This is a genomic window from Phyllobacterium sp. 22552 (assembly GCF_052044585.1).
GTDB classification, from domain to species: Bacteria; Pseudomonadota; Alphaproteobacteria; order Rhizobiales; family Rhizobiaceae; genus Phyllobacterium; species Phyllobacterium ifriqiyense.
Genome location: NZ_JBQENG010000001.1, coordinates 575957 through 594577 on the forward strand (window position 1 = coordinate 575957; position 18621 = coordinate 594577).

Annotated in this window: 18 protein-coding genes; 11 read left to right on the forward strand and 7 right to left on the reverse strand. The window is 52.9% G+C overall.

From position 1 onward, the window contains the following. Nucleotides 1–3 precede the first annotated feature (3 nt). Complete coding sequence (gene cobO / locus ACTJI9_RS02860) at nt 4–642, forward strand: cob(I)yrinic acid a,c-diamide adenosyltransferase (protein WP_115052677.1); 639 nt, start codon at nt 4–6, stop codon at nt 640–642. Between the two features lie 40 nt (nt 643–682). On the opposite strand, the gene ACTJI9_RS02865 is transcribed toward cobO, so the two are convergent. After that, nucleotides 683–1474 (reverse strand): TSUP family transporter, encoded by a 792-nt coding sequence (locus ACTJI9_RS02865; RefSeq protein WP_115052678.1) that lies wholly within the window; start codon nt 1472–1474, stop codon nt 683–685. 173 nt (nt 1475–1647) lie between these two features. On the opposite strand from ACTJI9_RS02865, the gene ACTJI9_RS02870 reads away from it, so the two are divergent. The 3 genes from ACTJI9_RS02870 to cobM are packed head-to-tail and all read left to right on the forward strand — an operon-like array spanning nt 1648 to nt 3239. Continuing rightward, the gene (locus ACTJI9_RS02870) at nt 1648–2076 is read left to right on the forward strand and encodes a TerB family tellurite resistance protein (protein ID WP_115052679.1); all 429 of its coding nucleotides are present in this window, start codon (nt 1648–1650) and stop codon (nt 2074–2076) included. Continuing rightward, nucleotides 2076–2468, forward strand: a complete 393-nt coding sequence (locus tag ACTJI9_RS02875; protein ID WP_115052680.1) for a cobalamin biosynthesis protein — start codon at nt 2076–2078, stop codon at nt 2466–2468. Before ACTJI9_RS02870 ends, ACTJI9_RS02875 begins: the two co-directional genes overlap by 1 nt. Nucleotides 2469–2477: 9 nt before the next feature. After that, complete coding sequence (gene cobM / locus ACTJI9_RS02880; RefSeq protein ID WP_115052681.1) at nt 2478–3239, forward strand: precorrin-4 C(11)-methyltransferase; 762 nt, start codon at nt 2478–2480, stop codon at nt 3237–3239. On the opposite strand, the gene ACTJI9_RS02885 is transcribed toward cobM, so the two are convergent. Both ACTJI9_RS02885 and ACTJI9_RS02890 read right to left on the reverse strand, forming a co-directional pair. Continuing rightward, the gene (locus ACTJI9_RS02885) at nt 3225–3980 is read right to left on the reverse strand and encodes a cobalt-precorrin-6A reductase (protein ID WP_440805866.1); all 756 of its coding nucleotides are present in this window, start codon (nt 3978–3980) and stop codon (nt 3225–3227) included. The genes cobM and ACTJI9_RS02885 overlap by 15 nt on opposite strands. After that, nucleotides 3973–5088: a cobalt-precorrin-5B (C(1))-methyltransferase gene (locus ACTJI9_RS02890; protein WP_307286615.1), complete on the reverse strand. Its 1116-nt coding sequence runs from the start codon at nt 5086–5088 to the stop codon at nt 3973–3975. The genes ACTJI9_RS02885 and ACTJI9_RS02890 overlap by 8 nt, the downstream gene beginning before the upstream one ends. Nucleotides 5089–5193: 105 nt before the next feature. On the opposite strand from ACTJI9_RS02890, the gene cobA reads away from it, so the two are divergent. From cobA to cbiB, 4 genes are read left to right on the forward strand one after another with little or no spacing between them, the layout of a single operon-like run. Continuing rightward, nucleotides 5194–6033: a uroporphyrinogen-III C-methyltransferase gene (gene cobA, locus ACTJI9_RS02895; protein ID WP_440806217.1), complete on the forward strand. Its 840-nt coding sequence runs from the start codon at nt 5194–5196 to the stop codon at nt 6031–6033. Further along, nucleotides 6030–7328 (forward strand): cobyrinate a,c-diamide synthase, encoded by a 1299-nt coding sequence (locus ACTJI9_RS02900; protein WP_440805868.1) that lies wholly within the window; start codon nt 6030–6032, stop codon nt 7326–7328. The genes cobA and ACTJI9_RS02900 overlap by 4 nt, the downstream gene beginning before the upstream one ends. Beyond that, complete coding sequence (gene cobD, locus ACTJI9_RS02905; protein ID WP_440806218.1) at nt 7328–8338, forward strand: threonine-phosphate decarboxylase CobD; 1011 nt, start codon at nt 7328–7330, stop codon at nt 8336–8338. The genes ACTJI9_RS02900 and cobD overlap by 1 nt, the downstream gene beginning before the upstream one ends. Nucleotides 8339–8367: 29 nt before the next feature. Then, a complete protein-coding gene (gene cbiB, locus ACTJI9_RS02910; RefSeq protein WP_440805870.1) occupies nt 8368–9348 on the forward strand; it encodes an adenosylcobinamide-phosphate synthase CbiB in 981 nt (326 codons plus the stop codon). A 13-nt stretch (nt 9349–9361) separates the two neighbouring features. Here cbiB and ACTJI9_RS02915 read toward each other — a convergent pair whose 3' ends face one another. From ACTJI9_RS02915 to ACTJI9_RS02930, 4 genes are read right to left on the reverse strand one after another with little or no spacing between them, the layout of a single operon-like run. Continuing rightward, a complete protein-coding gene (locus tag ACTJI9_RS02915; RefSeq protein ID WP_440805873.1) occupies nt 9362–10198 on the reverse strand; it encodes an ABC transporter permease in 837 nt (278 codons plus the stop codon). Next, nucleotides 10195–11142, reverse strand: coding sequence for an ABC transporter permease (locus ACTJI9_RS02920; RefSeq protein WP_354343995.1), 948 nt, complete (start codon nt 11140–11142; stop codon nt 10195–10197). The genes ACTJI9_RS02915 and ACTJI9_RS02920 overlap by 4 nt, the downstream gene beginning before the upstream one ends. A gap of 31 nt (nt 11143–11173) precedes the next feature. Continuing rightward, the gene (locus ACTJI9_RS02925) at nt 11174–12655 is read right to left on the reverse strand and encodes an ABC transporter substrate-binding protein (protein WP_440805876.1); all 1482 of its coding nucleotides are present in this window, start codon (nt 12653–12655) and stop codon (nt 11174–11176) included. A gap of 13 nt (nt 12656–12668) precedes the next feature. After that, a complete protein-coding gene (locus tag ACTJI9_RS02930; protein WP_336439855.1) occupies nt 12669–13940 on the reverse strand; it encodes an acetylornithine deacetylase/succinyl-diaminopimelate desuccinylase family protein in 1272 nt (423 codons plus the stop codon). Between the two features lie 161 nt (nt 13941–14101). Between ACTJI9_RS02930 and ACTJI9_RS02935 the strand changes: the two genes are divergently transcribed. Genes ACTJI9_RS02935 through ACTJI9_RS02945 form a run of 3 tightly spaced genes read left to right on the forward strand, consistent with a single transcriptional unit; the run spans nt 14102 to nt 18617 of the window. Next, nucleotides 14102–16954 carry a molybdopterin oxidoreductase family protein gene (locus ACTJI9_RS02935; RefSeq protein WP_440805879.1) on the forward strand — a complete coding sequence of 951 codons (2853 nt, stop codon included), beginning with the start codon at nt 14102–14104 and terminating at the stop codon, nt 16952–16954. Next, nucleotides 16951–17718 (forward strand): 4Fe-4S dicluster domain-containing protein, encoded by a 768-nt coding sequence (locus ACTJI9_RS02940; RefSeq protein WP_440805882.1) that lies wholly within the window; start codon nt 16951–16953, stop codon nt 17716–17718. Before ACTJI9_RS02935 ends, ACTJI9_RS02940 begins: the two co-directional genes overlap by 4 nt. Further along, entirely contained in the window at nt 17718–18617 is a 900-nt protein-coding gene (locus ACTJI9_RS02945; RefSeq protein WP_440805884.1) for a dimethyl sulfoxide reductase anchor subunit family protein, read from the forward strand. Before ACTJI9_RS02940 ends, ACTJI9_RS02945 begins: the two co-directional genes overlap by 1 nt. The last annotated feature ends 4 nt before the right edge of the window (nt 18618–18621 follow it).

An 18621-nucleotide genomic window follows, 5' to 3' on the forward strand; every position in this document is an offset into this window, starting at 1 on the left:
CAAATGGCTGAAAAATCACAAAAATTACAGAATCTAACCGAAGAGGAAATCAACGAACGGCACGCAGACAAGATGCGTAAGAAAAAGGCCGTTCGCGACAAGATACAGGCCACGAAGACAGACGAGAAAGGCCTGGTCATTGTCAATACGGGCAAAGGCAAAGGCAAGTCCACCGCCGGTTTCGGTGTTGTCTTCCGCGCATTGGGGCACGGCATGAAAGTCGGCGTCATTCAGTTCGTTAAAGGCTCGTGGGATACGGGTGAGCGCTGGGTTCTCGAAAAGTTTCCGGAGCAAGTGACGATTTCTGCCATGGGCGAGGGGTTTACCTGGGAAACGCAGGACCGTGCGCGTGACATTGCGATGGCGCGCAATGCGTGGGAGCAGGCAAAAGCGATGATATTGGATGACGAAACTGAGTTGGTGCTTTGTGACGAACTGAATATCGCGCTTCGATATGATTATCTGCCCGTCGATGAAATCATTGACGTCTTGAAACAGAAGCCGCACATGAAACATGTCATTATCACAGGTCGTAATGCCAAGGATGAGCTAATCGAGTTTGCCGACCTTGTGACGGAAATGGAAATGATCAAACATCCTTTCCGTGCGGGCATCAAAGCACAGAAGGGTATCGAGTTCTGATGATGTAAGGCTGGCTGGTATTGCCGCTTGAAGTCGGACTTTAGAACAAGTCCGACAGCCACACACGGACTGGATTGTCGCCGTCAAGCAGAAGCTTGGTTGCCAAGGCCAGACATACGATGATGAGAAGCGGCTTGATGATTTTCGCGCCATTTTTCATAGCCATGCCAGCGCCAATACGTGCACCAATGAACTGCGCCACTCCCATCAATAAACCGATTTTCCAGTTGATTGCGCCAAGAAATGCGAATGTTATGAATCCGCCAAGATTTGACGAGAAGTTCAGCAGTTTCGTGTGAGCAGTGGCTTTCAACAGGCCAAAACCTGCAAGGGAAACGAAAGAAAGCATGAAGAACGAGCCCGTGCCGGGCCCGAAAAGCCCATCATAGAAGCCGATCAAGGGAACGATGCAAAGGCCAAAAATAAAGGGTGTAAGGCGCTGCGCCCTGTCCACATCGCCCATATTGGGTTTGACAGCAAAGTAAAGCGCGATTGCTATTAGCAACAATGGCAAAAACGCGCGCAGCACGTCTCCGGGCAAGAACCCGGCCAGCAGAGCACCCCCAACCGCTCCAAGCGCTGCCATCAAGGCTGACGGCAGCTGCTTTTTCAAATCGACATGGCCCTTTTGCGCGTACGCCACGGTTGCGGAGGCTGAACCAAAAAGCGATTGCAACTTGTTGGTCCCGAGCGATTCTATTGGTGACATACCGGCCAGCAATAGCGCAGGTACTGTCACCAACCCGCCTCCTCCCGCAATCGAGTCTATGAAGCCTGCCGCGAAGGCGGCAGCGATCAAAATCAAATGAACATTGTCGAAAAAGGCGGACATGGCGGGAGACTCGTTTGAACGAGGCGGACAATAGTTGGATTTTCGCGTTTGGCGAGCGGTTTTGCGGGACAGTTATATGGCTTGATGCGATTAGGCGCCCGCTGTGTTGTTTACGCACTTGAATTTGCTGGGTTGCGCTGCAATCAATTACGTCAAATCATTTCGGGGGTATAATGAGCGAGAGCATTTTTGATCGGATCACAGCGTTTCTGGGCACAAAGAGCGCGGTCCAGAAGGTAGCGGATGATCCGGTGCTCACAGCCGAACTTTTGCTGCTTTTGCATGTGGCGTTGGCGGATGGAAAAACTGAAAAGGCTGAGTATGCTGCGATCATGCGGATAGCATCGACCGATTTTGGTATTTCGCCCGACGAATTCGGAGAAGTTGCTGAATACCTCAAGGACTTTGGTTATGAGACCACCAGCAGCCAAGCGGCGCTGGCCTTTGCGGATGTTCCTTTTGAACGCAAGGTGCAACTGCTGCGCCATCTTCTTACGATCGCAAATGCGGATAATGAGCTTGATCCCAAAGAAGCCAATCTTATCCGCAAGACTGCGGAAATGTTGGGCGTAACTCCGGAAGAGCTGCATAAGTCTCATTAATGGAAACCTATACTCTTGGGCTTGGGTGTGAGCGCGGTTGTGATCCTGCCGAGCTGCTTGCTCTAGCAGAACACGTTATAACCACCGCCGGACGCGATATTTCGCGGCTAGCCGGTCTATTCACTATCGATCAGCGGATGAACGAGCCAGCGATTGTCTATGTCGCCACCCGCCTAGCAGTTCCTTTATACGCATTTGATGCCGCCAGGTTGGAAGTGGAAACGCCGCGCTTGCTCAATCCGTCTGCGCAAGTTTTCGCGCTTGTGGGTTGTCACGGCGTCGCTGAAGCTGCCGCGCTGGCGGGTGCGGGATCTAAAGCGCAGCTAATAGTTGGCAAGACAAAATCAGCTCACGCCACCGCGGCACTTGCAGTTTACAACGCAATCCCATAGCGAATTATCATGATTGTTCATTTTATTGGAGCGGGCCCCGGTGCCCCGGACCTTATCACAGTGCGGGGATTGAAGCTGATTCAATCTTGCCCTGTTTGTCTATATGCAGGCTCACTCGTCCCGCCGGAAATGGTTGCGGAGGTGCCGGAAGGCGCGCGCGTGGTCGACACGTCTTCGCTCAATCTCGATGAAATTATTGCAGAGTTTGAGTTGGCGCATGCGGAGGGCAAGGACGTAGCGCGTGTCCATTCCGGCGACCCATCGATTTACGGAGCGGTTGCCGAGCAAATGCGACGGCTGGATGCGCTGGGTATTGAGTATGACGTAACGCCGGGCGTGCCTGCCTTTGCTGCAGCAGCTGCCGCGCTTAAAAAGGAACTTACCGTTCCGGAGGTGTGTCAAACCATTATCCTCACCCGGACTTCGATGAAATCGTCCGCCATGCCAGCAGGAGAGGAGCTTGCGACTTTAGGCAAATCCGGTGCCACCATGGTGATCCATTTGTCGATCCGTAATTTGAAACGCATTGAGGAAGAGCTTTCCCCGCTTTATGGCGATGATTGTCCCGTCATTATCGCCTATCGTGTGGGTTGGCCGGATGAACAATTTCTTCACGGAACACTTGCAGATATCGCCAAAAAGGTTGCCGATTCTGGTTTGATGCGCTCCGCGATGATCTTTGTCGGGCGGGGATTATCCGCCGACGGCTTCAGGGATTCAGCGCTTTATCATAAGAGCCACAGCCACACATTGCGTTCAGGTTCCAAGTGAATTCAATGTCTGCCCGACAAAACCGATAACGCTCTCCACGTCGGGGAATGTGCGGATTTCTGGACGACGCGGTCGTTCAAGCATGATGACAGGAATACCCAGATCGCGGGCCGCTGTGATTTTGGCATAGGAGGCCTTGCCGCCCGAATTGCGGCAGACGATGTGGGTGATCCGCTTGGCGATAAGAAGGCTGGCCTCGCTTTCAACGGTCCCCGGTTTAGACAATTCCAGCTCGAAGTCGACAAGATCAAGCGGTGCTTCAGGCGGGTCGATCATGCGAACCACGAAGTGCACGCTGTTTCGCTTGGAGAATGGTGCGATATGTTGTTTGCCCAGCGCCAGCAGCACCCGTGCCTTTGATGGAATAGCATCTGCCGCCTGCGCCAATGTATCGACTACAACCCACTTGTCGCCAGGTTTCTTAAGCCATGCAGGACGTTCCAGTCTTACAAATGCGATCGGATTTCCAGTTGTGCTGGCAAAAATAGCATTATCCGATATTTGCGTGGCAAAAGGGTGGGTCGCGTCAATTAACAGCTTGACGTTTTCGGCCTTGAGATAGTCTGCCAACCCTTGAGGTCCGCCAAAGCCGCCAACGCGGATTTCGCCCGCAATTTTTGCAGGCGCGAGGGTCCGGCCGGCTAGTGATGAAATCACGCGCAGATGCGGTGCTTGCAAACGGGATGCGAGTTTAACTGCTTCCGCCGTGCCACCCAGAATGAGAATTGTTGTTTCAGACACGGGCGAGTACAGTCCCTTTGCGGTCAGTCACAATAACCTCCACGTCGACAGGGGCACCCTTCAGTGTATCAATTGCGGTCTGTTTCGCCTTGATGGCAATTGCGTGTGCAAGGTCAATCCCAAGCTCTTGAGTTATTTCAAGCACTTCCTGGGCCGTATTCGCATTTAGAATCCGGTTTCTCTCGGCTGGGGCTAGCCCGAGGTTTTCCGCCTCGTCTGCCAGAAAGGTCATATCAACCTGGCTGCGGCCTGAATGAAGATCGAGAGCGCCTTGCGCAAGCTTGGTCAGTTTCGCAAATCCGCCCGCAATTGTGAGCCTGTCAATTGGGTGCACACGCAGATATTTGAGCAATCCTCCGGCAAAATCCCCCATATCGAGAAGTGCAATCTCAGGCAGATTGTATATTGCCTGAGCAGCGTCCTCTGACGTGGATCCTGTTGCGGCAAGAACGTGTTTCAGTCCTGCTGCACGAGAAACATCAATGCCACGATGAATGGAATGTATCCAGGCAGCGCAAGAAAACGGGTGAACAATTCCGGTTGTCCCCAAGATGGAAATGCCGCCAACAATTCCGAGGCGGGGGTTCCATGTCTGCTTGGCCAGTTCTTCGCCGTCCGGAACCGAGATTGCGATTAGCAGATCCGCTGGCAAATCATATTCTGCGCATATTTCTTCGCATATCTTTGTCATCATCTCGCGGGGCACCGGATTTATAGCGGCTTGCCCGGGAGGAATGGGAAGGCCGGGCAGTGTAACTGTGCCAACACCTTCGCCAGCGGCAAACTGAATGCCGCTTCCCGGCGGTGCAGGGAACACCGTGGAGATTATGGTTGCACCATGTGTAACATCAGGGTCGTCTCCCGCATCTTTTACAATTCCAGCCATTGCGTAGCCTTCACCAATCGATTCTATGGCAAGCTGGAAGTGTGGAACTTCGCCTTTAGGCAAAATGATTGCCACCGGATCAGGAAACTCACCCGTGATCAGCGCGAGCAATGCTGCTTTGGTTGCTGCAGTTGCGCATGCCCCGGTTGTCCAGCCGCGGCGCAAGGGGGCCCCGCCGGGTTCGTGTGGTTTGCGCAAGGCGGTCTCAGGCTCGTTATTCATTCCAACCTTATAGACCAGCTTGTGCAATCGTTGCATGATTTTTCCGACAGGTGCATTCTTGCAGACAGAAAAATTGTGCTATGCGCAGATGAACGAGGTTAAATGATGCGCGCAAAGCGGAATAAGCTGCCGAAATTTGAGATTGGACATGTCTGGCTTGTTGGAGCCGGACCCGGTGATCCAGGACTTTTGACGTTGCATGCAGTCAATGCTCTGGAGCAGGCCGACGTGATTGTCTATGACGCGCTTGTGAACGAAGAATGTCTCTCATTTGCTGGCCCGTCCGCTGTTTTGGAATATGCCGGCAAGCGCGGTGGTAAACCTTCACCGCAGCAACGGGATATCTCTCTTCGGCTCGTTGAGCTCGCCCGTGCGGGCAAGCGGGTGCTCCGCCTGAAGGGTGGCGATCCATTTGTATTCGGCAGAGGCGGCGAGGAGGCACTTACCCTTGTCGAACATGACGTGCCGTTCCGGATTGTTCCCGGCATAACTGCAGGCATTGGCGGACTGGCCTATGCCGGGATTCCCGTTACCCATCGCGAAACCAATCAAAGCGTTACCTTTTTGACAGGGCACGATGCCACTGGCCTTGTTCCGGATTCGATGGACTGGAAGAGCATTGCACAGGGCTCTGCCGTTATCGTCATGTACATGGCGATGAAACATATTGGTCTTATAGCTTCGCGCTTGATGGAGGCGGGCCGCCCCTTTGACGAACCTGTCGCATTCGTCTGCAATGCCACTACCGCTCATCAGCAGGTGCTTGAAACAACGCTGGAGAAAGCAGAGTCTGATGTGGAGGCTGCTGATCTCAGGCCTCCGGCCATAGTGGTCGTTGGGCAGGTCGTTCGGCTGCGTGGTGCGTTGGACTGGCTAGGCGCGCTTGAAGGTCGCGTCCTGACAAATGACCCGCTCGGTACGCGGCGCGCGAAGGATGCCGGATGAAAGGTTTCCTGATTGCCGCGCCCTCATCAGGTAGCGGAAAGACAACGGTTACGCTTGGCCTTTTGCGGGCATTGCGCAATTTGGGCGTTAATATTGCTCCCGCAAAAGCAGGTCCGGATTATATTGACCCTGCCTATCATGCGGTTGCCGCTGGCGCGCCTTGTGTCAATCTTGATCCCTGGGCCATGCGGCCCGACCTCATCAGTGCGCTAGCCTCCAGGCACGCAGAAGGCGACAAGACGTTGATCGTTGAGGGCATGATGGGGCTGTTTGACGGCGCTTTGGATGGCAAGGGCTCTGCCGCTGATCTGGCCAAACATTTATCCCTGCCCATTATTCTGGTTGTCGATTGTGCCCGCCAATCGCATTCAATTGCCGCACTTGTCAGTGGGTTTCGTGATTTCCGGCGAGATGTCATGATTGCAGGACTTATTCTTAACCGCGTTGGCAGTGCGCGTCATGAAATGATGCTGCGTTCTGCATTGCAGCTGGTCGGGATTCCCGTATTGGGATCATTACCCAAAAGCGAACAATTGCAGCTGCCGGAAAGACATCTTGGCTTAGTGCAAGCAGGCGAGCACCGCGATCTCGACAATTTCCTTGAAAATGCTGGTTTGATGGTCTCCGAACGGATTGATATCCAAAGCATTCTCGACATTGCGGGACGATATGGCCCATTGGAATCAATGGCTAATGTCAAGCGCGTTCCTCCGCTGGGGCAGAGAATAGCGGTGGCGCAGGACAATGCTTTTGCGTTCTCCTATTTTCATTTGCTGGATGGTTGGCGCAGGCGTGGTGCTGAAATCAGCTTCTTTTCTCCGCTTGCCGATAAGGTCCCTGCCGCGGACAGTGATGCGATTTATTTGCCTGGCGGCTATCCCGAGCTTTATGCGGGTAAGTTAGCCACAGCCAGCCACTTTGCCGAAGGGATGAAGCAGGCAGCGGCCAAAAACATCCCAATCTATGGTGAGTGCGGTGGCTATATGGTGCTTGGCGAAAGCATCGAAGATGCTGCGGGAGTTTCACATAGAATGCTTGGTCTATTGCCTGTTGAAACGAGCTTTGCAAAGCGCAAACTGCATCTGGGCTATCGACGACTGACGCCCGTCGAAGGGTCGCCTTTCCAGACGTCCTTGACCGGACATGAATTTCACTACGCGAGCATTGTGAGAGAAGGAAAGGCAGACCGCTTGTTTCATGTCAGCGATGCTTTGGACAATGATCTGGGCGATGCTGGTTTGCGCGTCGGTTCGGTCAGTGGTTCCTATATGCATGTAATTGATTTGGTTGGATGATGCAGATTGAACATGGAGGCGCCCTTGATGGCGCTGTAGCGCGGTTTGGCGGTGCGCCGTCGGATTGGATTGACCTTTCGACTGGCATTAATCCGGAATTGTTTCCATTGCCCGAGATTGGGCCGGAAGTCTGGAACAGATTGCCGGATCAGAAGCTGTTAGCCACGGCAATTGCCGCAGCGCGGCGCTACTACGGCATCCGCGCTGAGGCTGGTATTGTCGCTGCGCCCGGCACTCAAGCTCTGATACAAATATTGCCGGAATTGATGCAAGTTGGTGAAGTCACGATCATTGGCCCCACATATCAAGAGCACGAGTTTTCGTTCAAACAGGCTGGATGGCATGTTTCCCATCAGACTCAAATTGGCGAAATTCCTCGATCTGCAAAGATTGTTGTGATGGTCAATCCTAACAATCCCGACGGTCGGATTGTGCCTGCGGAAATCTTGATTAATCTTGCCAAGGAAATGCATGGCAGAGGTGGATATCTCATCGTGGATGAAGCCTTTGCTGACCCCCATCCAGAATGCAGCGTCGCTGCATATGCAGGCATGGATGGGCTGATTGTTCTCAAATCATTTGGCAAGTTCTTCGGCCTTGGCGGACTACGTCTCGGTTTTGCTTTGACCACCCATGCATATGCTGAGCGATTGGAACTGAGGCTTGGACCATGGGCCGTATCCGGGCCAGCGCTTGCCATAGCAGCTCATGCGTTTTCTGATGCGAAGCTTTTGAGCGAGTACACCTCGAGATTAAAAATTCGCCGCAAATTGCTCGCAGATGTTCTTTCAGAAGTTCAACTAATCGAGATTGGCGGAACGATGCTGTTTTCTCTAGTCCAATTCGATGAGGCGCATCGGCTTCATGACACATTATGCGAGCAGCGTGTCTTTACCCGGAAATTTAATAATGCGCCGCAGCACTTACGGTTCGGACTCCCGCTCGATGAGTTGGCAGCGAGCCGGTTGCATAAGCGACTTGCCTTGGCACTGAGTGCAATCCAGAACTGATATTTTGATTCAACAGGATAGAATCTATAATGGAAATCAACCTCTTGATCCTGTTTCTTGCCCTGCTGGCAGATCGTTATTTTGGCGACCCCGAATGGTTGTGGAAAAAAATACCGCATCCGGTTGTTATGTTTGGCAGAGCTATTTCCTATGTGGACAAGCGCTTTAATGTGCCGGGCAATTCCGACCAGTGGCGTCGGCGCGATGGTTTTCTTGCTGTGCTGGGACTTTTATTGCTTTCCGCGGCCATTGGCTTCTTTGTGCATCTGGCATTACGGACAATTCCGCCTTTTGGTGGTTTGATTGAAGCTATTATCGTCGCTGTTTTCTTGGCGCAGAAGAGTCTTGGCGATCATGTTGAGAGGGTCGCAATAGCATTGCGCGAAGAAGGGCTGATTGGCGCACGGCATGCTGTTTCAATGATTGTGGGTCGCGATCCGGACGTTCTGGATGAGCCCGCGATCAGTCGGGCTGCCATTGAAAGTCTCGCGGAAAACACCTCGGACGGCATCATTGCTCCCGCGTTCTGGTTTGTACTGCTCGGGCTGCCTGGTCTATTCGCCTATAAAATGCTGAACACGGCTGATTCCATGATCGGACATTTGAATGATCGTCATCGCGATTTTGGCCGCTTTGCCGCAAAGCTGGACGATGCTGCCAATTGGGTACCGGCGCGTTTAACTGGTTTGTTGATCGCTTGTGCGGCTTGGGTCGTTTACGGTTACCGGGCCGCCAAACAGTCTTTCGATGTCATGATGCGGGACGCTCGCTTGCATAGATCGCCAAATGCTGGCTGGCCTGAAGCGGCAATGGCGGGGGCAATCGACGTAGCGCTGGCGGGCCCGCGCATTTATGGCGGCGTCATCGCAAATGAACCAATGTTGAATGGTGCTGGGCGGCGGGACGCGGGCTTGGAGAATATCGAGGATGCTTTACATGTTTTCAGCACAACAACAGCGATCTTCGCGATAGCAGTTCTTACCCTTTTTATTGTTGGCCTGTTTTTCTAGAGCAAGCGCACTATCAGCGCATATAGCGCAATTTGGGATCGAGAAAGTCTCTAAGCCCATCGCCAAGCAAATTGAGCCCGAGCACTGTCACTATGATGGCCAGTCCTGGAAAAAGGGCCATGTGCGGCGCGAGGCTGATCATGGTTTGTGCCTCAAACAGCATTCGGCCCCAGCTTGGCATTGGCGGTTGAGCGCCGAGTCCGACATAGGACAGCCCTGCTTCAGCAAGAATGCCGAGGGAAAACTGGATTGTGCCCTGTATAATCAAGACATTGGCCAAGTTCGGCAGGATGTGATCGAGGGTGATACGGCCTTCACCTTTGCCGATGGCCCGAGCGGCAAGAACAAATTCCCGAACCCAAAGCGCTAGCGCCGCTCCTCGCGCGACACGCGCGAACACTGGAATGTTGAAGATGCCGATGGCAATGATAGCGTTAACGGCTCCAGGGCCAAAAATGGCGGTGATCATGACGGCCGACAGAAGGGCAGGGAAAGCAAAAATGAGGTCGTTGAATCGCATAAGCATCTCGTCGACAATGCCGCCGCGGGCAGCAGCCCAAAGTCCCAATGGGACACCGATACCAGCGCCAATCGCAACCGAAACAAACGCGACGAAAATCGAAGCGCGGCTGCCGACCATGATCATAGACAGGATATCTCGACCGAAATGGTCTGTACCCAGCCAGTGCGAAACGGATGGCGGCTTTAACTTCGCGACTATATCAAGCGCTGAGACGCTGTAGGGTGTCCACAAGAACGATAGACCAGCCATCAATGCCACGATAAGCGTGATGATCGTTCCAATCAGAAATGACCTGTTGCCGATCAGACTTTCGAATTTGCGGCTCACGTGCGGCTCCACAAACGCGGGTCGACAATGGCGTAGGACAGATCAACGAGGACATTAACTGCAATCACAGTAGCCACGAGAATCATGACGACACCCTCTACCACTATCAGGTCGCGTTGAGTGATTGCTTGGAATACCAAGCGCCCCAGACCCGGCAGGTAGAATACATTCTCCACGATGATTGTACCGGCGAGGAGAAATGAAAATTGCATGCCAAGTATAGTCAAGACGGGTATTAGCGCGTTACGCAACGCATGATGATAAAGCACTTTGCGCCGTGACAGCCCTTTGGCACGGGCAGTGCGTATATAATCTTCGCCGAGAACATCTAGCAAAGAAGATCGGGTTACCCGAGCAAGAATGGAAGCTTGAGGCAGGGCCAAGGCAACCGATGGCAATATCAGTGACTTTATGCTCGGCCAAAAGCCGTTTTCCCATCCAGCGAACCCGCCAGCTGGCAAAAGACGTAACATAACTGCAAATATATAGACGAGGAGCAGAGCAAACCAGAAATTCGGGATTGCTACGCCAACTTGCGCAATTCCCATCGCAGTCGTGTCTGCTGTGCTGCCGCGCCTTGATGCTGCGAATATTCCAATCGGAATGGCTATTATTGTCGAAAGAGCGAGCGAAATCAGCGCCAAAGGTAGGGAAACCGCAATCCGCTCTTTAATGAGATCAATTACCGGAACCGAATAGGTGTAAGACTTGCCAAAATCTCCGGTCAGCAAATCGCCCAGCCAACTGAAATATCGTAAAATCAGGGGTCGGTTAAATCCCATCTGATCTTGTAAGGCTCGAACGGCGTCTTCGGTAGCATTAATACCGAGCATTAGTCGCGCCGGATCACCCGGCACAACTTCCAACACGGCAAATACAATGATTGATGCCGCCAGCAACGTAAGGATGCCAATAACCACGCGTTTTGACGCGTAGCTCAGCATGCCATCCCTTTTTGAAAGCCAGGAGTCATCTTTAATCGGCCCATTTTACTGCGGTCAAATCATTTGCCTGAATTGGCCCGTTCTCCCAAAGGCCCTCGATTTTTACGTCCCATATGCCGGTTTTTGGCAATTGAAACAAAAATGCTGCGGGTTCGTCGGCTGCGAGCAGCTTTTGCGCCTGCTGATAAAGCTCAATGCGCTTTGGTCCATCGGAAGTTGCATCTATCTGCTTGATCAATTCCTTAAACGGAGCGCTGTCATAGTTGAAATAGTAATCATCGCGCGCAAAAATGTTGAGATCGTTTGGCTCGGTGTGAGAAACGATTGTCATGTCATAATTTTTATTCTTGAAGACTTGGTCGAGCCATTGCGCCCATTCTACCGGGATAATTTCGGCTTCTATCCCAATCTCACGCAGTTGAGCGGCAATAATCTCGCCGCCACGCCGTGCATAGGTCGGGGGTGGCAATTTGAGCGTTGTCTTGAAGCCGTCGGCATAACCAGCTTCAGCCAAAAGCTTCTTGGCAAGTTCGGGATCATAGGCCGTTTCTGCCGTCAAATCCAAATAGGCCGGATGATGTGGTGGAAAGAATGAACCAATCGGAGTTCCAAATCCAAACATGGTTCCATCGATAACCGTCTTGCGGTCAACTGCATGTGCAATTGCCTGACGCACTTTGACGTTGTCGAAGGGGGGCTTCTTATTGTTCATGCCCATCACTGTTTCGCCTTCGGTCGTGCCGATCACGACCTTGAAGCGCGGATCTGCCTGAAATTGAGCAATGGTTTCATAGCTGGGGAAAACCGGAAATGCCTGCACATCACCCGCCAAAAGAGCCGCTGTTGCTGCCGCTGGATCGGGGATAATGCGAAACGTTGCTTTTTCGAGCGTTACTGGCGTTCCCCAATAGTGCGGATTTTTCGCGATGACGATCTGCGATCCCTTTGCCCAGTTTTCCAATTTGAAAGGGCCGGTGCCGATTGGCTTGTCCTTATTGGTATCGGCGCTTTCCGGCGCAACAATAACCGCATCGCCCCAAGCCATATTATAGAGAAAATCACCGCTCGGTTGTTTCAAAGCCACTTTGACAGTCAGCGGATCGACGCTTTCGACCGTATCTATCGCAGCAAAGAGACCCTTCTGGGCATTGGTTGACGTGTCGCCTCGAGCTCTGTCGAGGGAGAACTTCACATCGTCCGCATCAAATGTCGTGCCATCGTGAAATTTAACGCCCTTATGCAGCTTGAACGTATAGACCTTGCCGTCTTCTGATTTGGTCCAGCTTTCGGCCAAAGCGGGCAGGACATCACCTTTCGGGCCAATACGCGTCAAACCCTCAAATATATTGGCATATACGATCTCATCGATCGCCGCTGCGGCGCCGGCTGTCGGATCAAGATGCGGCGGCTCCAATACAATGCCGAGCACGAGATCCGTCTTCGCTGCAAATGAAGCGGTTGCCGGGAGCAGGGCGACTGCCGTGCCGAATAAAAATGCTTTCCAGATATTCATTCAGCGTCTCCCATTAAATCGAACCGGACAGTAGCACTTTCAGGCCAAGTGCCATCACTTTGGCTGACTCGATCATATCTTCAATACCGACATATTCATCCGGCCGGTGGGCAAGATCGAGAATGCCCGGACCATAGGCGATGCAATCGTGCAAAAGCCCGATGCGTGCAATATGTTTCTGATCATATGTTCCGGGCGAAATCACATATTCCGGTTCTTTGCCGAAAACAGAGCGAATCGCCTGTGCTACTGCCGTTACGACAGGAGCGTCGCGCTCGGTCATCAAGGGCTGAACTTCCATGATGTCGCGAATTTTGTAATGGAACTTTGGCCGTTCCCATTGAAGGCGGTCCAGGATTGATGTGACCTCGCGCTTGACCTCGTCAATATCCTCCTCAAGCAGGAAGCGCCGATCGATTGTAAGCCGGCATGAATCTGGAACATTGGGCGAGGGCAGCCCCGAAAAATCATCGGTTTGTCCGCCATGAACCGAGTTGATATTCATCGTCGATCGCCGCGCGCCCTCGGGAACCACCGGCATCCGGGTTTCTTTCCGGTCGAGGGCGGGAAAAAGTTCTTTCTCAAATGCATCAAGAACTGCACCCATATGCCTGACTGCGCAATCACCAAGAAATGGCATCGAGCCATGCGCGATCTCGCCCTTGGTTTCGATCTCCGCCCACCACACGCCGCGATGACCAAGGCAAATACGATCCTTGTTCAGTGGTTCGGGAATGATCACGTGATCAACCCGAGGTTTGGAAAAGAACCCCTTGCTGGCAAGATAGGCTACGCCGCCAAAGCCGCCGGACTCCTCGTCCACTGTGCCGGAAATCTCTATGGCGCCAGCAAAATCAGGGTAGACTTCGAGAAAAGCTTCTGCAGCTATAATTGAAGCGGCGAGACCGCCTTTCATGTCGCATGCGCCACGACCGTAGATTTTGCCATCCTTGACGACACCTCCAAAAGGGTCGACGGTCCAGCCTTCGCCAGTATCTACGACATCAATATGCGAATTGAAATGAACGGTCTGGCCAGGAGTGCGACCATCGAAGCGCGCAAGGACATTTGTCCGTGGATATCGGTCCGTATCGCCAGGGGTTCCTTCAGCGCGAATCAATTGCGTTTCAAAACCGCTCTTCTGCAATCGTTGTGCGATGTACTCTGCGCAGGGGGCGTAGGCTTCGCCCGGTGGATTAATCGTCGGAAAGCGTATCAACTCTTGCGTGAGTGCGATCAGATCGTCACGTCGTTTATCAATCGCGCGGGAAAGCTTTTCGTCCATTCGCCTATCAAATCAGGCGGTATCCCGATTTGGCAAGAGGCAAGTTTCGCAACGATGGCAAATTGCCGCTTTCCTGGTGAGATGTCGTTTGAGTGTTTGGTAGATTGGAATTGTTCTTATAAAACAGCATGTGAAGCTGATGATGATCGGGGCAACACGACATGAATTCCGAACCACGCCTTGCCCTGTCCGAGCCGGTTGGTGACGAGATTGCCAAAACGACTTGTTATATGTGTGCCTGCCGCTGCGGCATTGATGTCCATTTGAAGGATGGAAAAGTTCGCTACATCGAGGGCAATCGCGATCACCCGATTAACAAGGGTGTGCTTTGCGCCAAGGGCTCAGCGGGAATCATGCAGCATTATTCGCCCGCGCGATTGCGTGCGCCGTTGCTCCGCGCGGGACCGCGCGGATCGGGTGAATTTAGGGAAATCAGTTGGGACGAAGCGCTTAAGCTGGCGGTCGATTGGCTGCAACCAATCCGCGATACAGCACCGCAGAAACTCGCTTTTTTTACGGGCCGAGATCAAAGCCAGGCATTGACGAGCTTTTGGGCTCAAAATTTCGGGACGCCTAATTATGCGGCCCATGGCGGGTTCTGCTCAGTCAACATGGCAGCCGCTGGCATTTATACAATCGGCGGGGCATTTTGGGAGTTCGGTGCGCCGGATTGGGACAAAACGAAGCTGTTCGTGCTCTTCGGTGTAGCGGAAGATCATGACTCCAATCCCATCAAGATTGGCATTTCAAAACTTAAGAAGCGGGGCGCACGCTTTGTTTCGGTCAATCCGGTTCGCACCGGATATTCCGCTATCGCCGATAATTGGATTGGCATCCGGCCGGGCACAGACGGTCTGCTTGTCCTGAGCATTATCCATGAGCTGTTCCGGACGGGTAAGATCGATCTGGACTATCTTTCCCGGTATACTAATGCGCCTTGGCTGGTAATCGACAATGAGGGCCATGAGGATCATGGGCTATTTCTGCGCGATGATCTTGGAAAAGCGCTGATTAGAGACCGAAAGACAGGCGCTGTCGTGCGTTTCGATGAGCCGGGCCATATTGCCGATCTTAACGCTGAATTTACGACAGCAGATGGACTCAAGGTGCGCAGCGTTCTGCGGTTAATGGCGGAGAAATATCTCGATCCGAAATATGCTCCCGAAGCTGTTGCAACTGAAACCGGGGTTTCAGCGACAACAATTAGCGGGCTTGCTTCAGAGATTGCGCGCGTAGCCTTCGAAGAAGAAATTATCGTCGAGCAGCCCTGGATCGATATGAAGGGCGAGCAGCATGAGGTCATGATTGGGCGACCTGTCAGCTTCCACGCCATGCGTGGCATTTCTGCTCATTCCAATGGCTTTCAATCGGCCCGCGCCTTGCATGTGTTGCAGACGATCATTGGTTCCATCGATTGTCCTGGCGGCTATCGTTACAAGCCGCCCTATCCAAAACCTGCCACGGCGCACCCCCGACCTCATGGTCGTTCGGAACATGTGACGCCGGGAAAACCTCTGGCTGGCCCACATCTCGGATATCCATTGGGTCCGGAAGATCTGCTTGTTGATGCTGAGGGCAAGCCGCAGCGGATAGACAAGGCGTTTTCATGGGAAGCGCCACTCTCTGCCCACGGCATGATGCACATGGTGATCGCCAATGCTCATGCGGGCGATCCTTACCCGATTGACGTGCTGTTTCTGTACATGGCGAATATGGCCTGGAACTCGTCGATGAACACGCGTGGCACGATCAAGATGCTGGAGGAGCGTGACGAGGCAACCGGCGAATATAAGATTCCGAAAATTATCTACTCCGATGCCTATTCATCGGAAATGGTTGCTTATGCCGATCTTGTCTTGCCCGATACGACTTATCTCGAACGGCATGACTGTATCTCACTACTGGACAGACCTATTTCTGAACCGGGGGCCGTATGTGATGCAATTCGCTGGCCTGTCATCAAGCCTGACCGGGATGTACGCGGTTTCCAATCGGTATTGATAGACCTTGGTGCTCGGTTGAAGCTGCCGGGCTTTGTGAACGAGGATGGTGAGGCGCTCTACAAGGATTATGCCGATTATATCGCCAATCACCAGCGCAAGCCGGGTATTGGTCCATTGTCAGGTTGGCGCGGCGCTCAAGCCGATAGCGAGGGCAGGGGCGCTCCCAATCAGGATCAAATTCAAATTTATATTGATAATGGAGCCTTCTGGACAAAACACATTCCGCAGGAGGCATTGTATTTCAAACATCACAATGCCGCGTATCAGCAATTCGCAATCGATATGGGCTTCTTCGATACTCCCCAGCCGGTGACGATTCAGCTCTATGTGGAGACCTTGCAGAAGTTCCGGCTTTCCGCAGAAGGCATTCGAAAACCCTTTGCGCCATCGCAATACAAGCAGCGCCTGCTGGAATGTTTCGACCCACTGCCGGATTGGTACCGCCCGTTTGAAGAACAGGGTGTTGATACGACGGAATTTCCGTACCATGCGATTACCCAGCGCCCGATGGCCATGTACCATTCATGGGGTTCGCAAAATGCCTGGTTGCGCCAGATCCACACGAAAAACCCGCTATATGTGCCAGGTGTCATCTGCGATGAGATCGGGTTGAGTGATGGAGACTGGGCTTGGATCATCTCCCATCATGGCCGGATCAAATGTGAAGTTGCCCGTACTGATGCCGTGAATGGCAAAACCATGTGGACATGGAACGCAATTGGCAAGCGTGGCGGAGCCTGGGCGCTTGAGCCAAATTCGCCCGAGGCCACCAAGGGATTCTTGCTGAACCATCTTATTCACGAGTTGCTACCACCGAAATCCGATGGCATGCGCTGGTCAAACTCTGATCCCATTACCGGACAGGCGGCGTGGTATGATCTGCGCGTACGGATTGAGAAAGCTGAAATTGGCGAAGGGTTTAGCGAGCCGCATTTCAAGGCGATAAAGCGTCCTGGAAGCCAAAAGGAGCCGCCGGAAGAAGTGCGTTATGGGCAGGAGTGGGCGAAATGACGAGTCTGCCACACAGCCCTGCCTCAAAAAAACTGGGTCTGGTTATCGACCTTGATGTTTGCGTTGGTTGTCATGCCTGTGTCATCAGTTGCAAGGAGTGGAACACGGGTGGTTATGGCAGCGCCTTGTCTGACCAACATGCCTATGGCGCAGATATATCTGGCACATTTCTCAATCGCATTCACAGCTTTGAAGTTGTTCCGGAAGGTGGCCTGATCATCGGTGAAGCGGGCGAAGCCCGTGTGGTACATTTTCCCAAGTCCTGCCTGCACTGCGAAGATGCACCTTGCGTAACGGTGTGCCCAACGGGAGCCTCATACAAGCGCGCAGAAGACGGTATAGTGCTGGTGGACGAGGATAAGTGTATTGGCTGCGGGCTTTGCGCCTGGTCATGCGCCTATGGTGCCCGGGAAATGGATCTGGCTGCCGGCGTGATGAAGAAATGCACGCTCTGCGTTGACCGTATCTATAATGAGACATTGAAGCAGGAGGATCGTGTTCCTTCCTGCGTCAGAACCTGTCCGGTCAATGCTCGGCACTTTGGTGATCTTGGTGACCCGAATTCCGATGTCTCCATGATGGTTGCAGAGCGGGGTGGTTTTGATCTGATGCCGGAACAGGGTACAAGGCCGACGAATAAATATTTGCCCCCACGTCCTCGTAGTTCATTGAGTGATGTTGCACCGATTATTCCGCTTGCGGAAAATACCGAAGGTGCGCGTGGCTTCTTTGCATGGCTCGACAAAACGTTGGATAGAATCTGATGCATCCAGCGTTTTCGATGATCATTTTCACGACCTTATCGGGATTGGGCTATGGCCTAGCCATTGTGCTCGGCCTTGGCTTTTTCGATGCTGCCATGGTTGCAACAAAGCTAGCCTACTTGACCTCGCTAACTCTCATTGCAACAGGCTTGATCGCGTCGCTTTTCCATTTAGGAAATCCACAACGCGCTTGGCGGGCGCTGAGCCAATGGCGTTCCAGTTGGTTGTCGCGTGAAGGTGTCATGGCAATCGCTACCTTTGTTCCCTTGACGTTAAGCGCCGGTTTGGCAATTTTTGCCAATCGGTATGATGCGACTCTGGGTTTGATCAGTGTGCTCGGTTCGCTATTGACGGTCTATTGCACGTCAATGATTTATGGGTCGCTGAAGACTGTGGACTCTTGGCACACAAGGCTTACACCCCTCTGTTTTATATCGTTTTCGCTGGCTGGCGGCTTTCTGCTGGCAAGCACCTTCTCCGGTATGCTTATACTCGAGCTGTTGGCCGTGTTGTTATTATTGACAGCGCTCGTCGCCAAGATGGTATGGCGCAATCGCATCGCGACACTCGTGCCACGTTCAACACCGGAAAGCGCAACCGGGCTCGGTTTTATCGGTAAGGTGCGCCTGTTTGAGAGGCCACATTCACTCGATAATTATCTGACTCGTGAGATGGGTTTTCGCGTTGCCCGCAAACACGCTGCCAAGCTGTGGATCATTTCATGGTTGAGCGGCGTGGTATTGCCTATAGCGGCTTTACTATCCGCCATGGTGTTGGGAACCGGCCTGCCAGCGCAATTAATACTCGCTGTCGCTGCTGTCAGCCACTTATTAGGGATATTTGTGGAACGCTGGTTGTTTTTTGCCGAGGCAAAACACGCGGTGACCAATTACTACTAAAGGC

Excerpts from the sequence above, each read along its gene's own strand:
- cobO (WP_115052677.1), top strand. The coding sequence starts at position 4 with ATGGCTGAAAAATCACAAAAATTACAGAATCTAACCGAAGAGGAAATC.
- ACTJI9_RS02865 (WP_115052678.1), bottom strand. The coding sequence starts at position 1,474 with ATGTCCGCCTTTTTCGACAATGTTCATTTGATTTTGATCGCTGCCGCC.
- ACTJI9_RS02870 (WP_115052679.1), top strand. The coding sequence starts at position 1,648 with ATGAGCGAGAGCATTTTTGATCGGATCACAGCGTTTCTGGGCACAAAG.
- ACTJI9_RS02875 (WP_115052680.1), top strand. The coding sequence starts at position 2,076 with ATGGAAACCTATACTCTTGGGCTTGGGTGTGAGCGCGGTTGTGATCCT.
- cobM (WP_115052681.1), top strand. The coding sequence starts at position 2,478 with ATGATTGTTCATTTTATTGGAGCGGGCCCCGGTGCCCCGGACCTTATC.
- ACTJI9_RS02890 (WP_307286615.1), bottom strand. The coding sequence starts at position 5,088 with ATGAATAACGAGCCTGAGACCGCCTTGCGCAAACCACACGAACCCGGC.
- cobA (WP_440806217.1), top strand. The coding sequence starts at position 5,194 with ATGCGCGCAAAGCGGAATAAGCTGCCGAAATTTGAGATTGGACATGTC.
- ACTJI9_RS02900 (WP_440805868.1), top strand. The coding sequence starts at position 6,030 with ATGAAAGGTTTCCTGATTGCCGCGCCCTCATCAGGTAGCGGAAAGACA.
- cobD (WP_440806218.1), top strand. The coding sequence starts at position 7,328 with ATGCAGATTGAACATGGAGGCGCCCTTGATGGCGCTGTAGCGCGGTTT.
- cbiB (WP_440805870.1), top strand. The coding sequence starts at position 8,368 with ATGGAAATCAACCTCTTGATCCTGTTTCTTGCCCTGCTGGCAGATCGT.
- ACTJI9_RS02920 (WP_354343995.1), bottom strand. The coding sequence starts at position 11,142 with ATGCTGAGCTACGCGTCAAAACGCGTGGTTATTGGCATCCTTACGTTG.
- ACTJI9_RS02925 (WP_440805876.1), bottom strand. The coding sequence starts at position 12,655 with ATGAATATCTGGAAAGCATTTTTATTCGGCACGGCAGTCGCCCTGCTC.
- ACTJI9_RS02930 (WP_336439855.1), bottom strand. The coding sequence starts at position 13,940 with ATGGACGAAAAGCTTTCCCGCGCGATTGATAAACGACGTGACGATCTG.
- ACTJI9_RS02935 (WP_440805879.1), top strand. The coding sequence starts at position 14,102 with ATGAATTCCGAACCACGCCTTGCCCTGTCCGAGCCGGTTGGTGACGAG.
- ACTJI9_RS02940 (WP_440805882.1), top strand. The coding sequence starts at position 16,951 with ATGACGAGTCTGCCACACAGCCCTGCCTCAAAAAAACTGGGTCTGGTT.
- ACTJI9_RS02945 (WP_440805884.1), top strand. The coding sequence starts at position 17,718 with ATGCATCCAGCGTTTTCGATGATCATTTTCACGACCTTATCGGGATTG.